The following is an 18,490-nucleotide window of genomic DNA, read 5'->3' as shown; positions in this document are numbered from 1 at the left end:
ACGTCTTAGGATTGAGACGTCATTGCTACTTTGTTACCACACTTTCTTTAAATTAGAAATAGTTGCCTCGGGGTCAGGAGCCGAAAATACAAAACTTCCTGCTACGAGTGCGCGTGCACCTGCATGATAGAGTAGGGGAGCATTGTCTTGATTGACACCTCCGTCTATCTCAATAATGGCTTGACTTTCTGATTCTGCAATCAAGGTCGCAAGTTGACGGACACGCTCGTAGGTACGTTCGATGAATTTTTGCCCACCAAAACCCGGATTTACCGACATAATCAGCACCAAATCTATATCCTGAATGATATCTTGTAATACACTCACGGGCGTATGAGGATTGAGAGCTACGCCAGCTTTGACTCCTAGCGATTTGATATGTTGAATAGTGCGGTGCAAATGAGGACAAGCCTCGTAGTGCACTGTCAAGATTTCGGCACCCGCATCACGAAAAGCTTCTAAATATCGCTCGGGCTGAACAATCATCAAATGGACGTCTAGTGGCTTTTGTGCGTGTTTTTTGATGGCAGCTGTGACAGGAAGACCAAAAGAAATATTGGGCACAAAAACGCCATCCATAATATCTACGTGAATCCAATCGGCAGCACTTCGATTGAGCATTTCTACGTCGCGCTGTAAATTGGCAAAATCGGCGGCCAACACAGAGGGGGCAATCAGAGGAGTATTCATAAAACAATCAATGGGCGGGCAGTAAGTGCGCTAGCACTTGTTTTACCTACACAGAATTAATGTATTAGGATTAGTGGAGGTGCAAAGTTCGCCTTTTTTTGAATAACTCGGCACCTCCACTATCAAAATCCCCCATTATCGATTGCTAGCTCTTAGAGAATCAGAAAACTCATACCTCACAAAAGGGGCGCTACTATCAGCCACGAACCGTTCGGTACTTGAAGAAGGACGGGATTTTGGCTGAAAATTTTGCTGTTTGTAATTGGCAGAAGTAGTACGGCGGGATTTGACCACAAAAGTTATACCACCCATTTTCTTTTTAGCCAATTGCATTTGTCGCTGTTCTTTGTACGAAATATGAGGGGAATAGACAAAAGGAGCAGCACAGCGCAATTGAATCTTGTCGATTGTTTGAGGCTTGGGATGGTTGTTGCGGTCTTCCTTGGCTGTTTGTGCATTGAGCAAATGGGTGCTCATGACAAAAAGCACTATCCAACCGCCTATGCGAAAGGATGTAAAGAATTTCATGTTATAATTTTATCGATTGTTGGAATACGGTCACTAAAGTAAAAAAATAGAGTTTATATACCTATTTTTTACTCAAAAAAATTACTTATTCTCATTTTTTCTACCATTCTCATGATAGAAGGTGAACTATTGTACTCGTGTATCTTCGTATAAGGTACCCAAGCAAGCGCTTTTGACTCATTGTTTTGCTGGAGAGGAATTTGGCTATTGGCTTCAAACAAAAAACGAATATCGTAATGGAAATGGGCCGCTTCTTTGGAATTGGCAGGAATGAGGTGTACGTCCACATCAAAGATTTGGGAGGATACGGCCCTGATGTCGTGGAGTCCTGTTTCTTCTTGGGCTTCTTTGAGAGCTACTTTCAAAATATCAGATTCGCCATCTGCATGTCCACCCGGCTGAAACCAGCGGTCGAGTTTTTGATGATGCATCAACAGGGCCACTTGGGAGCTAGAATCAACCACCCAAGCCGAGCCAGTCACATGGCCAATAGCGAGCCATCGCTCAAAACAGTCGGGGTTTTGGGTGACAAACTGAAGGGTGTCTTGCCACATTTGATGCTCATCTTTGTCAAAAGGTATATGTTGATTAAGAAGGGTGAGCAATTGATTACGTTTCATTTTATGAAAGTTTTAATAGTATATAGAGTTAGCGGCCTATCGACTTCTTTTACTTATATTCGCGCCACAAACTCCAAAAATTTGAAACAAAACTGCTAAAAATCATGAAGAAATCATTGACCTTACTAGCCTTATTGGCTGCTTCTACCTTTAGTTTTGCCCAGATTCGTACCCCTCAGCCTAGCTCATCTGCTACCATAATGCAGGGTGTGGGTGTTACGGATATTACGGTAAAGTACTCACGTCCAAGTATGAAAGGTCGGGAGATTTTTGGCAAGCTTGTTCCTTATGGACAGTTTTGGCGGACAGGTGCCAACCAAGCAACAGCTATTGAATTTTCGACCGATATTATGCTCGAAGGCCAAAATGTACCAGCTGGCAAGTACTTTTTGTATAGCATTCCTAATGCCGACACTTGGACGCTCATTATCAATAAGTCTGCTGCTACTGCTCCTGAACAATACAAACAAGCAGATGATGTGGTACGCGTAAATGTAAAACCTACGCAAGCACCCACTACCGAAACATTTGCGATTGGGTTTTCGGATATTACGGATTCTACTGCCAATCTTGATATAATGTGGGCGCAGACCAAAGTAAGTACGAAACTTGCCACAAACACTACTAAAATGGTAGAAATGGCCATTGACAAAGCGGCCGAAGCAAGTGCCAACAACATGAATGCAGGAGCTAATTATTTACTCGGCAAAGGAATCAATCTCCAAAAAGCATTGTCGATGGTCAATCAGGCGGTGGCTTACAAAGAAACTTTCCGTAATCTATGGACCAAGGCGCAGATTTTAGGTAAACTAGGGAATTTTGCGGAAGCCGCTCCTATTGCCAAAAAAGCCCTTGACTTAGGACAATCGAGTGGCGACCCTTCGTTCTCGTTTTTTAAAGATGCTATTGAAAAAGGCGCAGCCGAATTTGCTTCCAAAATTCCTGTTCCGGCGATATTGCCTAAAGGAAAGAAGAAATAACACTAAAATTGGGAAGGTATTTCTCATAATAAAAGCCCTGATTTTTATGGTCAGGGCTTTTATTATGAGAATGCTATCATTATGTATGCTTAATTACGACGCGTAATCTCGTCCCGAATTTTAGCCGCTTTCTCATATTCTTCGTTTGAAAGAGCTTCATCGAGGATACGTTGTAAATCTTCCAAACTCATGTTTTTGAGTTGGTCGTTGAGGGAGCGAGGCTTGGGACTTTGTACAAGCTCTTCAATCGCGTCTTCGGGTTCGTTTTGAGTCCCTGATACAATTCCCGCTTCTGATAAGATGGTTTCGTAGGTATAGAGAGGTACATTGAAACGGAGCGCAATCGCAATCGCATCTGAAGGGCGAGCGTCAATCACCGTTTCTCTTACACCGTCAGAACAGTAAATGCGGGCAAAAAATATTCCCTCGCGCAAGTCTGAAATTATAATCTCATTGACTGAATAATTAAATGCCTTGGCAAACGACTTAAACAAGTCGTGGGTCATGGGACGATTGGGCTGGATTTTTTCGATTTCGATGGCGATAGCCTGCGCTTCAAACATGCCAATAATAATCGGCAAGCGGCGATTTCCATACTCTTCTCCAAGTACCAGTGCAAAAGAGCCAGCCTGTGATTGGCTCGGTGAGAGCCCCAAAATTTCCAATTTTATTTTTTCCACTACTGTATTTATGTTAATATCTGTTATCAAATCCTCCACAGGGTGATAACGGATAACGGATTCCCCTTGAGAGGATGCAAAAATAATAAACCTACAGAGAAAAAGGAAAGTTTTTCCATTCTCCGTAGGCTTATTAACATCGGAAGGTGCTTTTAGCGTTCCCGTATCAGAGAGTTTCGTTGACGCAAAAGCCCTAAACCTTATTTTGATTCTTTGACGGCTTTGGTAAGTCGTGGTAAAACGTCAAATACATCTCCTACGATACCATAATCGGCTGCTTTGAAAAAAGGTGCTTCGGGATCTTTGTTGATGGCCACAATCACTTTGGATGAATTGACGCCTGCTAAGTGTTGAATGGCTCCCGAAATACCACAAGCAATATAAAGATTGGGGGCTACCTTGATACCGGTTTGCCCGATGTGCTCATGGTGAGGGCGCCAATCTAGGTCAGAAACTGGTTTTGAACATCCCGTGGCTGCTCCCAATGCTTCCGCCAAATCTAGTAGGGGTTGCCAGTGTTCTGGGCCTTTCATACCACGTCCTCCCGAAACGATAATATCGGCTTCGGTAAGTGATAGCTCTCCACTGGCTTTTTCTTGGTTGATGACTTTGGCCGTAAAATCGCCCTCTGGCAAGCTTGGACTGAAACTTTCGATGGTTGCAGTTCCGCTACCTTCTTGGGCTTCTATGGCGTTTTTCTTGATTCCCAATATTTTGATATCACCTTTTACTTCGACAGTGGCAAAGGCTTTGCCTGTATAAATGCTACGCTTTACTTGGAAGCCATTGCTGAGGTCGGGGAGTTCGGTAACCCCCGAAACGATACTTGCCCCCAATTTGGCTGCTACACGTGCACCCATTGCGTCAGAAAGCCCAGATTTTGGCAAAATGACGATTTTGGAGCCTTCTTGCTGAATTGCTGCTGCTAGTACGCTTGCATAAGCCATCGCGTTTTCGTTGGAAAGTGCAGCGTCGTTGGCGTGGAGGACTTTGTTAGCGCCATACGCTCCCGCTTTGGCAAGTTCACTTGAATCGGCATTGCCAATGGCCAAAACAGTGGCACTAGTACCTTGGGTTTGGGCTACCGCCGCTCCGTAGGCTACGGCTTCGAGAGAAGTTTTTTTGATACTTCCGTTATCTAATTCTACAAATATTAAGACCGACATAAAGATCAAAGATTTAATAAAGTAAGTGTTTGATAGACAGGTGTTACTGTAGTTACAATACTTTTGCTTCTGTTTTTAGAAGGGTAATGAGCGTTTCTGCTTGGTCGGCAGGTATCATTTTACACGCCCCTTTTGGTGCGGGCAAACTATAAGCCGTAAGCGAAGCAAGATTGTTTACATCGACAGGCTCTACTACTTTGAGGGGTTTGGTACGAGCGGTCATGATACCACGCATGTTTGGGATTTTCCACTCGGCGATAGGCTCTTGGCAGCCCAATACCAACGGCAGAGGCGCTTCGAGGTATTCTTTACCTCCTTCTATTTCGCGGGCAAATTTGGCGGTATTTCCTTCTATATCAAGTTTCATAACGGGCGAAAACGACGGGATTCCGAGCATTTCTCCTACCAATCCGTGCACGACTCCACTATTGAAATCGATAGATTCACGTCCCATAAGTATCAGGTCATAATTCCCGTCTTTGGCCACGGCTGCGATTTGTGCCGCAGTAAAATAAGAATCTTGAGGGTCACAGTTGACGCGGATAGCATCGTCAGCACCAATCGCCAGTGCTTTCCGAATTTGTGGGTCACTGTCGGCTTCGCCTACGTTCAGAACAGTAATGCTGCCTCCAGATTTCTCTTTTAGCTCCACTGCTCGTGCCAAAGCATAATCATCATAGGGGCCTATCATATATTGAACTCCTGCTTTGTTGAGTTTGGTATTGTTATCAGTAAAACTAATTTTGGCTGATGTATCTGGGACATTGGTTATACAAACTAAAATTTTCATGGGTTTATTCAGATGGTTTGAAATATAACTTTTAGAAGATTTATTTTGTTGGTGCGAATATAAACAAGGTTTTTAAAAATAGTATGCTTGCATAATAATTTTTTATGAATAACAATCGCCTCACGTTATTACTACAATTTTTTGAAGAAGATCCTTCCGATCCTTTCAATATGTATGCCTTAGCGATGGAATATCAAAATAGCGATGCCCATCAAGCCGAGGTTTATTTTCGGATGCTTTTGGAGAAACATCCTGATTATTTGCCTACTTACTACCATGCTGCGGCGTTGTTTGCTGAGATGGAGTTTTTTGAAGAAGCCGAAAAATTGTATCTCCAAGGGATGCAATTGGCATTGAATCAGCAAAATACAAAAACTTATCAAGAGCTTCAACGGGCTTATCGTGCTTTCCAAGACGAGTATCTTTGAGGTATCTTCAGAAACAGTTGAATTAAAAACGCCCCATTTTACTAAATTTTGTTAAACCCTGACACTTTGTCAGTTTTTTCAGTGATTCTTTCGTAACTTTGCGGCACTTCTTGGAGAGCCTTTATATAAATAGCTCTTACATGGACTAACGACATTGACTAAGAAAATGATTACTTCAACATTAAAAATACTTTCGGAAACAGACAAAGAAGCCTGTGAGATTGTCAAAGTAAGCGAAGAAGAGCTAACAGTTGACAAAAAAAGGCTTTTTATCGAAAGCTATGGGTGTCAGATGAATTTTTCGGATAGCGAAATAGTGGCGGCTGTGATGCGCAATGCTGATTTTGCTACTACTTCTAGCGAAGATGGTGCCGATGTGATTTTTTTGAATACTTGTGCCATTCGCGACAATGCCGAGCAAAAAGTTAGGAATAGGCTTCAGCAGCTCAACAACCTCAAGAAAAAACGTCCGGGGTTGGTGATTGGCGTGCTAGGATGTATGGCCGAACGCTTGAAAACTAAACTTTTGGAAGAAGAAAAAATGGTAGACATCGTGGCTGGACCTGATGCGTATCGTGATTTGCCACGGCTGGTAGAAGAGGCCGAAACGGGACAAAAAGCCGTCAATGTATTTTTATCCCGCGAGGAGACCTACGCCGATATTTCACCCATCCGCCTGAATTCCAACGGTATTACGGCCTACATTAGCATCATGCGTGGTTGCGACAACATGTGTAGTTTTTGTGTGGTGCCTTATACTCGTGGGCGTGAACGTAGTCGTGATCCTTTTAGCATCGTAGAAGAAGCTCGTCAGCTTTTTGCAGAAGGCTATCGTGAAGTGACCCTGCTAGGGCAGAATGTAGATAGCTATAAGTGGAAGAGCGAAAAAGGTAAAATAAAGCCACAAGACGAAATTGTAGAGAACGAAAATGTGACTACGGTCAATTTTGCCCAATTGTTGGAAATGGTGGCTTTGGTCAGTCCGGACTTAAGAGTTCGGTTTAGCACTTCTCACCCCAAAGACATTACAGATGATGTACTTTGGACCATGAAGAAGTACGAAAATATCTGCAAGTACATTCACTTACCAGCCCAAAGTGGTAATAGTCGGGTATTGAAGCTTATGAACAGAACCTATGACCGCGAGTGGTACGTGCAGAAAATCGACCGAATTCGTGAGATTTTGGGCGAAGAGTGCGGTATTTCGACCGATATGATTACGGGTTTCTGTACCGAAACAGAAGAAGAGCATCAAGACACGCTCACGCTGATGGAATACGTGAAATATGACTACGCTTATATGTTTGCGTACTCCGAAAGACCTGGTACACCCGCTGCCAAAAAATACAAAGACGATATTCCGGAAGATATCAAAAAGCGTCGCTTGCAAGAAGTGATTGCGGTGCAGCTTAAGCATTCAGCTGAGCGTAACCAATTGGCGCTAGGTAAAGTCCATAAAGTACTTGTAGAAGGCCCTTCTAAACGTTCGGATGCAGATTTGTGTGGTCGAAATGACCAAAATAAAGTGGTGGTGTTTCCAAGAGAGCATTACAAAAAGGGAGATTACGTTCATGTATTAGTGACAGAGTGTTCGTCGGCTACTTTGATTGGAAAAGTAGTAGAAGAAGTACCTGCTTAGTGGACTTTCTTAAAATTTATTTGTCATTTTTTGGTTTGCTAAATGCTTTCAAATCCCGAAATACAATCCATTAAAAACCGTTTTGGCATCATCGGAAATGCTCCTGCTCTCAACTATGCTCTCAACGTAGCTATGCAGGTGGCGGCCACCGATTTGACAGTGCTCATTACGGGAGAAAGTGGAAGTGGTAAAGAATCTTTTTCAAAGATAATTCATAATTTAAGTGCCCGTAAACACGGGCCTTTTATCGCCATCAACTGCGGAGCGATTCCCGAAGGAACGATTGATTCAGAGTTGTTTGGACACGTAAAAGGTTCTTTTACAGGGGCGATAGATGATCGTAAGGGGTATTTTGAAATCACCAATGGCGGTACTATCTTTTTGGACGAAATTGCCGAAATGCCCATCGGCACACAAGCACGTTTGTTGCGGGTTTTGGAAAACAAAGAGTTTATCCGAGTAGGGTCGTCGAAGGTTCAAAAAACGGATGTAAGAGTAGTGGCTGCTACCAACGTCAATTTGATAGATGCAGTTCAGCGGGGTAAGTTTCGCGAAGATTTGTACTATCGCCTCAATACTGTTCCTATTGCGGTACCTCCACTTCGTGAGCGAGGGTCGGATATTGATATGCTTTTTCGGAAATTTACTACTGACTTTGCCGAGCGCTATCGTATCACGCCTGTTGTCCTTACAGCCGAAGCTCGTGAAATGCTCATTAGCTACAATTTTCCGGGGAATATTCGTCAGCTCAAAAATATTGCCGAGCAAATACAAATACTGGAAGCCGACAATAAAGTCCCGATTACGCCCCAGACTTTGGTCAAATATTTGCCTAATTATGCTAGTTCTACACGCTCAGTGACCCTACACGGTGCTTTGAACAATGGTAGTGCCAATCCCGAATCATTCAATGAGCGGGAGTTGTTGTACAAAATCTTGTTTGATATGCGTCGAGATGTCAATGATCTCAAAAAATTGGTGCTAAAAGTATTGAACAATGAAGCCTATGGTAGTGATATTTTGCGGGAGCACGACGGGCTGTTTAGTGGCATAGAAGCGGATGGCAATTTTGGAAAAGCTCTCTCTGAAACCAAACTTCTGCCAAGTCAACCTACTATCAGTAGCGGATCTACCATCACCAATCCGTCGTCCAACATTATTCAGATTTCACCCTACGATGATGTAGAAGACATCGCACATGAAGCCGCCGAAGATGAATCACTCTCGCTCGAACAAAAAGAGAAAGAGATGATTGTGAAAGCATTACAGCGGAGTAATGGTAAACGTAAATATGCGGCACAAGCGTTGGGAATTTCGGAGCGAACTTTATACAGAAAAATCAAACAATATGATATTGAAGAAGAATAACATGTTGAGGTATCGAGGATGGGTTGTTGTTCTTTGTTTGTTTCAGGCATGGGTTTGTAGCTCTTGTGGAATTTATTCTTTTAGGGGAACCACCTTAGCGTCCGATATTAAGAGTGTTACGATCAACAATTTTTCGATGGCAACGGCTGGAGGACCCGCAAACTTAGCTTTGCAGTTCAACGAAAAAATGAAGGAATATTACCAGCGAAACACCAATTTGGCGTTGTTGCCCAACAATGGAGATCTTCAGCTTGAGGGAAGCATTGTAGGCTATGAAGTCACTCCTGCAGCACCTACTTCCAATGACCAAGCCGCTCTAAACCGACTCACTATCAGTATTCAAGTGAAGTTTACTAATAACAAGGATGAAGAAAAAAACTTTGATCAATCTTTCTCCTTTTTTAAAGATTTTCCCCAAAATCAAACACTGAGTCAGGTAGAAAGTCGATTGATTCCGCAGATTTTAGACCAAATCGTGCAGGACATTTTCAATAAATCGGCAGGAGACTGGTAATTTTTTATCAGTGACTGTCGGCTGTTTTTGTGCATTTTTTATTGACCCCATATATGAGTAATCGTTACGTTAAAGAATCATTTTCTTACTGGACTACGCATCCAGAAGATACGGCGGAGGCGGATGTCGTCCATTTGGAAGAAGCCGCTCAAGAGTATCCTTATTGTCAGGCATTACATGTGTTGATTGCCAAGTCGTGCATGAAGTATTTCCCTGACCGCTCAGAGACGAGTGTCCAAAAAGCCGCGGCTTATTCATTGAGCCGCAATACACTGCGCAAATTGATACAAAACGAATTTGAATGGTCGCCTGCTTTGCGGAGTAGCCAATTTGAAAACGTGATATTGTGGCCAAAAGATTATCAGAAAACACCTGCCTCCAATTATCAAGCGCCTTGGAAGCTTCCAGAGTTACCAACTATTTCGTTGGAAGAAGACAATTTACAAATTTTAACAGAATCTACCTCCGCCAAAAGCAAGCTGCCCGAAAGACCTCCTATCGATGACAGTGCTTTAAGAGAAAACGCCTTACAAACCGAATTGGAACAGATAGAAAGCTCAGTAGTGGAAGATAACCAACTCGATCATCGTGAACTTGAACGTTTGAAACAGATTGAAATTATTGATAGTTTTATTGAGAATGAAGCCAAAATGGGACCCATTAGAGCCAATCCACATGAAGTGGTCAATACCGAACCAGAAGACCTCGCTAAAAAACGAAATATGACCTTCTCGGAAGGCGTAGTGAGCGAAGGAATGGCCAAAATCATGGTCAGACAGGGTAAAATTGAGCGAGCTATAGAAATATACGAACAGCTGATGTTGAAAAAACCAGAAAAAAAAGCGTACTTTGCTGAAAAAATTAAGGATTTAACCACTGAATGAAGTAATACATTGTACGTTTGATAGCCATCATATCTGACGTTTAAGGTTAAACTTCTAAAAATTAAAAGATTATGTTCACCGTATTTATTGTATTGATTGCCATTATCTCCGTATTGCTAGTACTTATAGTATTGGTACAAAACTCAAAAGGCGGTGGTTTGGCAGGGGAATTTGGTGGAACAGGTGCCACTCAAATGTTTGGCGTAAAACGCACAACTGACTTGTTGGAGCAAATTACTTGGGGTTTGGCTGGAGCAATGGCTATTTTGGCTTTGGTTTCAAACCTGTTTATTGGTTCTCCTCAAACTGATTCAGGCATCAACAGTGTTAACGTAGAAAAAGCAAATCAGCGCTCATTGCCGGCTGCTCCTACGACACCAGCCCCTTCTACAACGCCTGCGCCAGCTCAGCAGCAACCTGCACCTGCGCAAAAATAGGCAAAAAGACATTTTCTATTAACGAAGCCCCAAGTCATTGGGGCTTTTGTTGTTAGATAGCTTCCATGATAAAAACTGCATTTTGATTGAGGTCAAAAAAACCAAATTCATGCGTTCTCCAAGGTGTGTTTTCTCTGAATTGGTGCAACTCTACGGTGCCACGTTGTACAAATTCTTCAAAAATCTTTTTTATATCCTTAACTTGTATCCTAATCACAGACCCTCCTAGTAATGGGTCGTCGGGGCTATCGGCGTGCCATTGCAAATGGATAGATAAATTTTCTCTATGCAGTACGGCATACATACTGTCATGAAAAATACATTCAAAACCGGTATGAGCATGATACCAAACTATATCTCTGGCGATATTGGCCGAAGGTATTACAGGGATGATAGTAAGTAGCTGTTTCATAAAATGACACTAAACTAAAATAGAAGATAATATTGATTGGGTATCAGTATCTATCACCAATATTCCTTCAGAGACAGCGTCTAATTGTCCTAGCAGGTGCCCTTCTTGATTCCAAACCCCACTCTGACCAGCACTTTCAAAATTGTCACAGTAACCTACGCAGTTTGACATCAGCACAGTCATGTTGTATTGGGATGCGATGTGCGATAGTTGTTTGGAGGCCTTTTCAACTCCTTCAGCGGTTTTGGCTACACTAGCTATATAAACTTGGGCATGATGACTATGAGCGTTTTGGGCATGTTCAGGAATGGACAACTCATAGCAAATCGCTAGTGCAATGTGTGGAAAGGCTTTTATGACAACGCTATCATTTTGTCCATTTACAAAAAAAGGAAGTTCATCTTCATGCAGGTATTTTTTTGAATATACTTGGCGTGCCTGATAGGGATGAAAAATAATCATGCTGATACAAATCCCATTTTGGGTATAGGTAGGCATGCCTATCCCAATAGTAATCTGATGAGTATCGCTTAAATTTTGGAGAGTATCAAGCTGTACATCATTGGCTTCTTTCGCCAAATCTTGGGCAAGCGTAGGTTCATAACCTGATAGAGAAAGTTCGGGGAAAATAATTAGATCCACCTCATGGCTTATCGCTACCCTAATGAGTTCGATATGCCGTTGGAGGTTGGTTTCAATCGCCCCTTTTTGAGGACGAATTTGGGCTACGCAGATTTTCATAATCTAATAAAACTCGTTCGATGCTTTCTTAACAATTGTCAATGAAATTGGGAAAACGTAGGGATACTTTTGACTGATGTTATCAAAAATACAACTTGTAATGGAAGTAAACCAAAAAAATGTACGTTGGATAGGAGGCTTGTTTTTAGCAGCTATGGTTTTGTATGGCGTAGGGAATACCCTCATTTCGTCGACATTAGATAGTTCTTCCACGGCTTTGGATAGACTTAACCTAGGCTTAGGTATATTACTCTCATTTGGAAATTCAATGGCAGTAGTGGTGCTGGCAGTTGTGATTTATCCGTACTTAGAAATCTACAATAAGCGAATTGCTCTGGGATATTTGTGTGCCCGTTTGTTTGAAGCGCTCATGCTAGCAGTAGGAATGATAAGCCTATTGAGCGTAGCGGGATTGGAACAATCTCATCCTAAGGTAGATGCGGCGCAGCTGATAGTAATGGTAGCACAGAAATCAAATTTTTGGGCTTATCAACTTGCCATGCTGACCTTAGGGGTAGGCAGTATAGGGTTTTGCTATACGCTTTGGAAGCTCAAATGGGTGCCTACCTTTCTCGCAATTTGGGGACTTGTAGGGTATTTGGGGCTAGCTTTAGGGGCTATTTTCGAATTGTTTGGGTATCCAATTGGGCTTATTATGTCGTTACCTGGAGGCTTGTTTGAAGTTGCTTTTGGTATATGGCTCTGCCTAAAAGGTTTATCTTTTGACAAAATCAATGCCTTTGCATGATTCGCCGTCTAATTCTGCTGAGTGATTCTGGCTTTACGCCAATATAACTAGCCAACTGGTATTGGGGGATTCGTTGTAGTAAGTTGGGACGTAACTCTAGCAATTTGAGGTAACGTTGTTCTGGTGTATCGGTTACGTACGAGGCTGTGAGTTCTTGCTGCTGACCGTACACATTTCCCATAATGTTGCGAGAAATGGATTCAAATTTTGGAAAACGTTGATAGAGTGCGTTCTCTTTATCTTCATTGCCTACTACAAGAGTGGTATCTTCGTTGCAAACAAGATAATGATTTGAAGGAATCTTCTGGGTGAAACTATTGAAGGAAACTACCCAATCGTTTTCGGTGAAAAATTGAGTAGTTTTTTCTTCTCCATCAATAAGATAATACTGCCTGACACAACCTTCCAATATAAAATAACATTCCATAGACACTTGTCCCTCTGCAAGTAGAATGTCGCCTTTCTGATAGCTTCTAATCGTCATGCTCTCCACTATAGCTTCGATTTCGTCGGCAGTGAGGGGCATGATTTCTGAAAAATAAGTAATAAGTTTTTGCTGCATGATAATTTTTGGATAGTGATATTTCTTATCTTAAGTCAACGATTTAAGCATGGAGAGTGAAGTAGTTTTGTGCGTTCAAATTTAACAAACAACTCATGAAAACACTAACCTCTCCACTGCATCGAAAAATGGCTTTTGTCATGGGCGTATCTCTCCTAACAATGGCAATTTTTGCGGGAACTGCCTATGGATATGCCTTTCAAAATATCTATGTAGCCAACAATAGCTCGGCCACGCTTGTCAATCTCAATCACTCCCAACCGCTCTTTCGATTGTTCATTTTTTTGTTTGTGGTGATTTTGATTTTGGATGTTATTGTAGCATGGTCAATCTATATTTTTTTCAAAGATATTGACGAATCTTTGTGTTTACTGACGGCTTGGATGCGACTCATCTATGCGGCGTTGCTTGGGGTTTCGCTCCAAAACCCAGTGATGGTACTACAATTTCAGAAGTATAATCCTCAAAATGAAATGCTTATCGATAGCGCCTTGAATGGATTTCTGGAAATGTGGTCTTTGTCGCTGATTGTTTTTGGGGTGCATCTTTGTCTTTTGGGGTATTTAGCCTTGAAGACCAAAGCACTTCCCAAAACGCTGGGGATTTTGGCGTTAGTGGCGGGTGGATGTTATTTAGCTAGCAATACCGCCAACTTGCTTTTGGAAGATTATCAGAGTATCAGAAGTACGGTAGAGGCTATTTTGAGCCTGCCGATGGCAGCAGGAGAGTTGGGTCTTGCGGCTTGGTTTTTGTGGAAAGGAAGGCAAAACATTTCGTTAGCTTGATTTTAGAATCCTTTTTCTGATACGGCTGAGCGATTCGGGCGTGATTCCTAAATAACTAGCTAACTGGTGCTGCGGAACTCGTTGAAGTAAATCGGGGCGGTGGCTTAGTAAGTGCTGGTAACGTTCTTCGGGAGAGCTTATGATAAAATGCGTAAGCTTGTTTTGGATTTGCCCAAAGTCTTGTTCCAACATCATGCGAGTGATGTTGGCAAGTTTTGGAAATTTTTGATACATATTATCTTCTTCGCTTGGAGTGCCTACAATCACAATCGAATTTTCAATGGACGTTAGATAACTTGTTGATTTACTTTGAGATGTATAGCTGCTAAAAAGTACCGCCGCTTGATTTTCGGTATAAAATTCGGTGGTTTTTTCATCTCCATCTACAATCACATATTGCCTCAAGCACCCCCTTAGGACGAAGTAACATTCGCGAGTAATATCTCCTTCTTTTACCAGTATTTGTCCTTTTTTGAAGGCTTTTGCTTTCAGATGCGCCGCAATATCTTCTGCTTCCTCAGGTGTTAAGCTGTCAAATTGTGAGACAAAACGAAGCACTTCTTGTCTCACATTCACCTCAGTTGGCTCAATATTTAGGGTAAAATTCATAAGGCTACTACATTTTTAAAAATGTTTGATGAAAGTAATCATAAACCACAAAAGATACAATGGACTGAATTGTGAAACACTAACTCTTCACTAAAGAGCTGCTGGCTCGAAAAACCCAATCGGGAGCGTTATTAATTGTTTGTCGCAATAGTAAGTTGAGTTGAGCAGCGTGGTGTTGTACATGACGCATATTATAAAGCAAAATCTCAACCACAGGATAGCTCATCGTTTTGGATTGATTTGTCCAATGACTATGGGCGATTTGGTCAGTCATACTGGTGATTAGGTCGCGGCATTTGGTTTTACAAAACTCTAAATAAGTTATCAGTTCTTCCTTCGTATATACTCTTTCAGGAAGCGTATCTTCAAACTCGGACAAAGTAAACGGGGTGGGAGGTATAAAGGAAGAAGGCTCAAGAGTGAGATAATAATCCAAGAAAAATAAACAATGAAAAGCCTGATACCAAAAGAGTTTATCGGTGTTCCATTCTTCTTCTGGACACAGAAGGATAGCGTTTTCGAGCATTTCGATGCTTGCACCAAATTGATTCCAGATGATTTCTTTTAGTGGATTTTCCATTTTGTAAATGAGTGCTTAAAAACGGTATTTTTGACTACTTAGCAAAATGGTAAATTATGTTCGGTTTTTTGCTTGTGGTTCAAGATTTCTTCAATAATTTGCCACCCCACACTTCCAAACAGGGTATTATGTGTTTTCTTCAAAGACAATCTAAAAAAATGAACAAACTAATCAGTCTGTCTATTCTTCTGTTTTTCGTAATGATTGGCCAAGTTATCGGGCAGACAACCAACGATTTGCATCAGAAAATTAATAAAATAATAGCGACCAAAAATGCCGTGGTAGGAGTGGCGATCAGTGGAAACAATGGCAAAGATACGCTCTCTATCAATGCTCATCGGCATTATCCTTTACAAAGTGTTTTTAAGTTACACATTGGTTTGGTGGTATTGTCGCAGGTAGATAAAGGGAAACTTTCGCTCGATCAAAAAATCGAAATTCAGAAAAAAGATTTGTTGCCAGATCTTTACAGTCCTATACGAGATAAATACCCCAACGGAGCTACTTTGTCGATTGCCGAAATTTTAGAATCGACCGTCGCTTCAAGCGACAATGTGGGCTGTGAGGTTTTGCTTCGACTTTTGGGTGGACCCAAGGTCGTGGAGGAGTATTTTATTCAACACAACTTTAAAGATATTTCCATTAAATTTAACGAAGAACAACAGCAAGGCAATTGGGAGCTACAGTTCCAAAACTGGACAACGCCCAAAGCTGCCAATGAAGTACTTTCGGCTTTTTACTACAATAAGAAAAAGTTTCTTTCGGCCAAAAGCCATGATTTTATCTGGCGAGTAATGCGAGAAACCACTACTGGCGCTAAAAGACTAAAAGGAGCGTTGCCGCCCAATACGGTAGTGGCTCACAAAACAGGTTCGTCAGGTACTAACAAAGGAATTACGGCGGCTGTAAACGATATAGGGATTGTATTTTTACCCAATGGGCGCCACTTTTTCATTAGTGTTTTTGTGACTGACTCTAAAGAAAATGCAGAAACCAATGAGAAGATTGTGGCCGATATCGCAAAAGCTGCTTGGGATTATTTCAACGAAAAGTCGAAATAACCATTCAAATGTATGTCTACCATGCTACAACCAAGCAAAAAGCTGAATCTGCTTTTTGTTTGTACAATCAACAAAATGAGGAGTGCTACTGCCCATAAAATCTATGAAAATGATTTGCGTTTTGAAGTGAAATCAGCAGGAACTGACAAAACAGCCAAAACAGTGATTTCTAGGGATATACTGAGTTGGGCAGATAGCATTATAGTAATGGAAAGACACCATAGAAACTACATACGGCAGCGATTCCCAGAGATTTATCAAAATAAGAAAATTGTGTGTTTGTACATTCCTGATGAGTACGATTTTATGGAGCCTGAGCTCATCACACTTTTAAAAGAAAAAGTGGAAGAAGTGTATGAGCGGGGATTGCTTGGCAGCTAGGGTTTAGGGTGTATTAATGATTTTATGACGATGCTGCACTCCCCAGCGATTGAGGGCGTCAAGCACTTCATGTAACGTCTCGCTATAAGGCGTGACGTCGTACTCTACCGTAATAGGCTTAGTGTCACATACGGTTCGGCTTATCAGCCCATTCATTTCTAACTCTTGCAATTCCTTCGACAAAATCCGTGGAGAGATGCCGGCTTCTCTAGAAAGCTCTCTAAACCTCCTTTTACCTCTCATTAAGATTGTCAATAGTACTAGCTTCCATTTTCCTCCTACTACATCTAGCGTATCTCTTACTGCCAAAATAGCTCTTTTGCATTCGGTTTTATTTTCTGTGATATATTCTTCTTTAATCTCCATAGTGGTATTCTTTTTGTAATCGGTATCCTTTTTGTAACAGATTACAAAAGTATAACATGTGGATGTAATTTTGCAACGTAATCAAAAAAATAATTGAAGATGTCACAGAAAATCACCAAAACAATAGGTTGGGTTTTGACCCTAGGTTTAGCATTACTTTTTACGTTTAGTGCTTACTTAAAACTCACACAAAATGAAGCTGCATTGGCGCAAGCAGCATCTACGGGAATAGATGCAAGTACTTATCGAATCATTGGGATTGTCGAGATTATTTCGCTCACACTTTTTGTTATTCCTCGTACAGGAGTATTAGGTTCTTTGCTGTTGATTGCGTATATGGGAGGAGCAATAGCCACCCACCTTCAGCATCAGCAGTCTATTATGATGGCAGTGGTGATACAGGTGTTGGTCTGGATTACGATTGTGTTACGTTTTCCAGAGTTAAAACAGCGGTTGTTTAAAACCACAGAAGCATAAAAATTCAATTTAAAATCAATTCAGACATGAAACAGCGTAAAATAACTAAAATTGTCAGCAGTCCTTTACATCAAGGATTTCTGGGAATAGGCCATACTGCAGCGGCGGTTATTGATGGCACTCAATTTGCCCAAACCGATCCCTTTATTCTCCTCATGGACGATCGCCTTGATTTGCCAGGTGGCGCACCAGTGGGTGGTGCCCATCCTCACGCAGGCTTTGAAACGGTAACTTTGGTATTGCAAGGTGACGGAAGGGAATGGAAAACAGGGAGTTTGGAATTAATGACTGCGGGTAAAGGTATCATTCATACGGAAGAAATCACGGCCAAAACCAAAATGCACATCTTGCAATTGTGGCTGGTGCTACCGCCAGATAAGCGTTGGGCCGAGCCTCGTTGGCAACAAATTTTGGTGGAAGATGTACCTACTTTCAACAATGGTAATGATGAAATTAGGGTTTATAGCGGCACAAGCAATGGCCTTACTTCACCTTTAAAAAATTATACCCCTTTTACATTGGTGGATTTTAAATTAGGTGTTCAAAGTGAGGCTATTCAGGGGCTTCCTGCTTCTTACAACGGCTTTATTTATGTGGTGGAAGGCGCTGTATGGATAGGAGATAAAAAAATCGTGCAAGGTCAATCGGCTTGGCTAGAACTACCTTCAGTACCATCTGAGGAGACCCAAGTAAGCTTCAAAGCAGGTGATGAAGGGGCACGATTTATAGTATATGCGGGTGAACCGCAGCGGGCTGCGGTAGTAAGTCATGGACCGTTTATTGGTGATTCTCAAGACGATATCAGAAGACTTTATCAGGAATATCGCCAGGGTAAAATGCCCCATTTGAATCATTTGCCACAAAATAGCAAAATCAAACACACTACCACCCACAAGGAAACCATAGTGTAGAAATAGATGGTTGTGAACCAGAAACATGAATCTTCTCGAAGTTAGGTGATTCATCAATAATACCTTCTGATTTGTATTTGAGTGTTTGCAGATTCTCAAACCTAATCAGAAGGTATTTTTATGATTGTCATGA

At 41.7% G+C, this 18,490-nt stretch carries 25 protein-coding genes; 13 read left to right on the top strand and 12 right to left on the bottom strand.

The features are described 5' to 3' along the window. Positions 1-33: 33 nt before the first annotated feature. From rpe to P1X15_RS08105, 3 genes are all read right to left on the bottom strand, one after another. Positions 34-690, bottom strand: coding sequence for a ribulose-phosphate 3-epimerase (gene rpe / locus P1X15_RS08115; protein WP_277337647.1), 657 nt, complete (start codon positions 688-690; stop codon positions 34-36). 135 nt (positions 691-825) lie between these two features. Then, the gene (locus P1X15_RS08110; RefSeq protein ID WP_277337646.1) at positions 826-1,218 is read right to left on the bottom strand and encodes a hypothetical protein; all 393 of its coding nucleotides are present in this window, start codon (positions 1,216-1,218) and stop codon (positions 826-828) included. A gap of 68 nt (positions 1,219-1,286) precedes the next feature. Further along, positions 1,287-1,838, bottom strand: a complete 552-nt coding sequence (locus P1X15_RS08105) for an NUDIX hydrolase (protein WP_277337645.1) — start codon at positions 1,836-1,838, stop codon at positions 1,287-1,289. Between the two features lie 104 nt (positions 1,839-1,942). Here P1X15_RS08105 and P1X15_RS08100 point away from each other — a divergent pair, with 104 nt between their 5' ends. Then, on the top strand, positions 1,943-2,818 hold the full coding sequence (locus tag P1X15_RS08100; protein ID WP_277337644.1) for a DUF2911 domain-containing protein: 876 nt from the start codon (positions 1,943-1,945) through the stop codon (positions 2,816-2,818). A gap of 89 nt (positions 2,819-2,907) precedes the next feature. Here P1X15_RS08100 and P1X15_RS08095 read toward each other — a convergent pair whose 3' ends face one another. The 3 genes from P1X15_RS08095 to P1X15_RS08085 form a co-directional block, all read right to left on the bottom strand. Next, positions 2,908-3,498, bottom strand: a complete 591-nt coding sequence (locus P1X15_RS08095; RefSeq protein ID WP_277337643.1) for a bifunctional nuclease family protein — start codon at positions 3,496-3,498, stop codon at positions 2,908-2,910. A gap of 200 nt (positions 3,499-3,698) precedes the next feature. Further along, positions 3,699-4,664 (bottom strand): electron transfer flavoprotein subunit alpha/FixB family protein, encoded by a 966-nt coding sequence (locus P1X15_RS08090; RefSeq protein ID WP_277337642.1) that lies wholly within the window; start codon positions 4,662-4,664, stop codon positions 3,699-3,701. A 52-nt stretch (positions 4,665-4,716) separates the two neighbouring features. After that, the gene (locus P1X15_RS08085; protein WP_277337641.1) at positions 4,717-5,454 is read right to left on the bottom strand and encodes an electron transfer flavoprotein subunit beta/FixA family protein; all 738 of its coding nucleotides are present in this window, start codon (positions 5,452-5,454) and stop codon (positions 4,717-4,719) included. Positions 5,455-5,558: 104 nt separating this feature from the next. Here P1X15_RS08085 and P1X15_RS08080 point away from each other — a divergent pair, with 104 nt between their 5' ends. The 6 genes from P1X15_RS08080 to secG all read left to right on the top strand — a co-directional run bounded on the left by P1X15_RS08080 (position 5,559) and on the right by secG (position 10,724). Next, positions 5,559-5,882 carry a tetratricopeptide repeat protein gene (locus P1X15_RS08080; RefSeq protein WP_277337640.1) on the top strand — a complete coding sequence of 108 codons (324 nt, stop codon included), beginning with the start codon at positions 5,559-5,561 and terminating at the stop codon, positions 5,880-5,882. 166 nt (positions 5,883-6,048) lie between these two features. After that, positions 6,049-7,521: a tRNA (N6-isopentenyl adenosine(37)-C2)-methylthiotransferase MiaB gene (gene miaB / locus P1X15_RS08075; RefSeq protein WP_277337639.1), complete on the top strand. Its 1,473-nt coding sequence runs from the start codon at positions 6,049-6,051 to the stop codon at positions 7,519-7,521. 42 nt (positions 7,522-7,563) lie between these two features. Further along, on the top strand, positions 7,564-8,889 hold the full coding sequence (locus P1X15_RS08070) for a sigma-54-dependent Fis family transcriptional regulator (RefSeq protein WP_277337638.1): 1,326 nt from the start codon (positions 7,564-7,566) through the stop codon (positions 8,887-8,889). After that, complete coding sequence (gene lptE / locus P1X15_RS08065; RefSeq protein ID WP_409049677.1) at positions 8,876-9,403, top strand: LPS assembly lipoprotein LptE; 528 nt, start codon at positions 8,876-8,878, stop codon at positions 9,401-9,403. The genes P1X15_RS08070 and lptE overlap by 14 nt, the downstream gene beginning before the upstream one ends. A gap of 53 nt (positions 9,404-9,456) precedes the next feature. Then, positions 9,457-10,287: a hypothetical protein gene (locus tag P1X15_RS08060; RefSeq protein WP_277337636.1), complete on the top strand. Its 831-nt coding sequence runs from the start codon at positions 9,457-9,459 to the stop codon at positions 10,285-10,287. A gap of 71 nt (positions 10,288-10,358) precedes the next feature. Further along, entirely contained in the window at positions 10,359-10,724 is a 366-nt protein-coding gene (secG, locus tag P1X15_RS08055; RefSeq protein ID WP_277337635.1) for a preprotein translocase subunit SecG, read from the top strand. A 52-nt stretch (positions 10,725-10,776) separates the two neighbouring features. Here secG and P1X15_RS08050 read toward each other — a convergent pair whose 3' ends face one another. Continuing rightward, positions 10,777-11,136 (bottom strand): glyoxalase/bleomycin resistance/extradiol dioxygenase family protein, encoded by a 360-nt coding sequence (locus tag P1X15_RS08050; protein WP_277337634.1) that lies wholly within the window; start codon positions 11,134-11,136, stop codon positions 10,777-10,779. Positions 11,137-11,145: 9 nt separating this feature from the next. Beyond that, positions 11,146-11,877, bottom strand: a complete 732-nt coding sequence (locus P1X15_RS08045; protein ID WP_277337633.1) for a carbon-nitrogen hydrolase family protein — start codon at positions 11,875-11,877, stop codon at positions 11,146-11,148. Between the two features lie 100 nt (positions 11,878-11,977). On the opposite strand from P1X15_RS08045, the gene P1X15_RS08040 reads away from it, so the two are divergent. Next, positions 11,978-12,625 (top strand): DUF4386 domain-containing protein, encoded by a 648-nt coding sequence (locus tag P1X15_RS08040; protein WP_277337632.1) that lies wholly within the window; start codon positions 11,978-11,980, stop codon positions 12,623-12,625. Here P1X15_RS08040 and P1X15_RS08035 read toward each other — a convergent pair. Then, positions 12,609-13,187, bottom strand: a complete 579-nt coding sequence (locus tag P1X15_RS08035) for a Crp/Fnr family transcriptional regulator (protein WP_277337631.1) — start codon at positions 13,185-13,187, stop codon at positions 12,609-12,611. The two genes, P1X15_RS08040 and P1X15_RS08035, sit on opposite strands and share 17 nt — an antisense overlap. Positions 13,188-13,282: 95 nt before the next feature. On the opposite strand from P1X15_RS08035, the gene P1X15_RS08030 reads away from it, so the two are divergent. Further along, positions 13,283-13,972, top strand: a complete 690-nt coding sequence (locus tag P1X15_RS08030; protein WP_277337630.1) for a DUF4386 domain-containing protein — start codon at positions 13,283-13,285, stop codon at positions 13,970-13,972. Here the strand turns inward: P1X15_RS08030 and P1X15_RS08025 are convergent. Both P1X15_RS08025 and P1X15_RS08020 read right to left on the bottom strand, forming a co-directional pair. Next, positions 13,964-14,581, bottom strand: a complete 618-nt coding sequence (locus P1X15_RS08025) for a Crp/Fnr family transcriptional regulator (protein ID WP_277337629.1) — start codon at positions 14,579-14,581, stop codon at positions 13,964-13,966. The genes P1X15_RS08030 and P1X15_RS08025 overlap by 9 nt on opposite strands. 79 nt (positions 14,582-14,660) lie before the next feature. After that, positions 14,661-15,161 carry a DinB family protein gene (locus P1X15_RS08020; protein ID WP_277337628.1) on the bottom strand — a complete coding sequence of 167 codons (501 nt, stop codon included), beginning with the start codon at positions 15,159-15,161 and terminating at the stop codon, positions 14,661-14,663. Positions 15,162-15,289: 128 nt separating this feature from the next. Here P1X15_RS08020 and bla point away from each other — a divergent pair, with 128 nt between their 5' ends. Together bla and P1X15_RS08010 are read left to right on the top strand one after the other, a co-directional pair. Continuing rightward, positions 15,290-16,222, top strand: coding sequence for a class A beta-lactamase, subclass A2 (bla, locus tag P1X15_RS08015; protein WP_409049676.1), 933 nt, complete (start codon positions 15,290-15,292; stop codon positions 16,220-16,222). Between the two features lie 12 nt (positions 16,223-16,234). Continuing rightward, complete coding sequence (locus P1X15_RS08010) at positions 16,235-16,603, top strand: low molecular weight protein tyrosine phosphatase family protein (protein ID WP_277337626.1); 369 nt, start codon at positions 16,235-16,237, stop codon at positions 16,601-16,603. 3 nt (positions 16,604-16,606) lie between these two features. Here P1X15_RS08010 and P1X15_RS08005 read toward each other — a convergent pair whose 3' ends face one another. After that, complete coding sequence (locus tag P1X15_RS08005) at positions 16,607-16,969, bottom strand: helix-turn-helix domain-containing protein (protein WP_277337625.1); 363 nt, start codon at positions 16,967-16,969, stop codon at positions 16,607-16,609. A gap of 99 nt (positions 16,970-17,068) precedes the next feature. Here P1X15_RS08005 and P1X15_RS08000 point away from each other — a divergent pair, with 99 nt between their 5' ends. Then, positions 17,069-17,446, top strand: coding sequence for a DoxX family protein (locus P1X15_RS08000; protein WP_277337624.1), 378 nt, complete (start codon positions 17,069-17,071; stop codon positions 17,444-17,446). A gap of 26 nt (positions 17,447-17,472) precedes the next feature. Beyond that, positions 17,473-18,357, top strand: coding sequence for a pirin family protein (locus tag P1X15_RS07995; RefSeq protein WP_277337623.1), 885 nt, complete (start codon positions 17,473-17,475; stop codon positions 18,355-18,357). Positions 18,358-18,490 lie beyond the last annotated feature (133 nt).

The sequence above is a fragment of the Runella sp. MFBS21 genome (assembly GCF_029433105.1).
Taxonomy (GTDB): Bacteria; Bacteroidota; Bacteroidia; order Cytophagales; family Spirosomataceae; genus Runella.
This window is presented reverse-complemented; position numbering and strand designations above follow the sequence as displayed.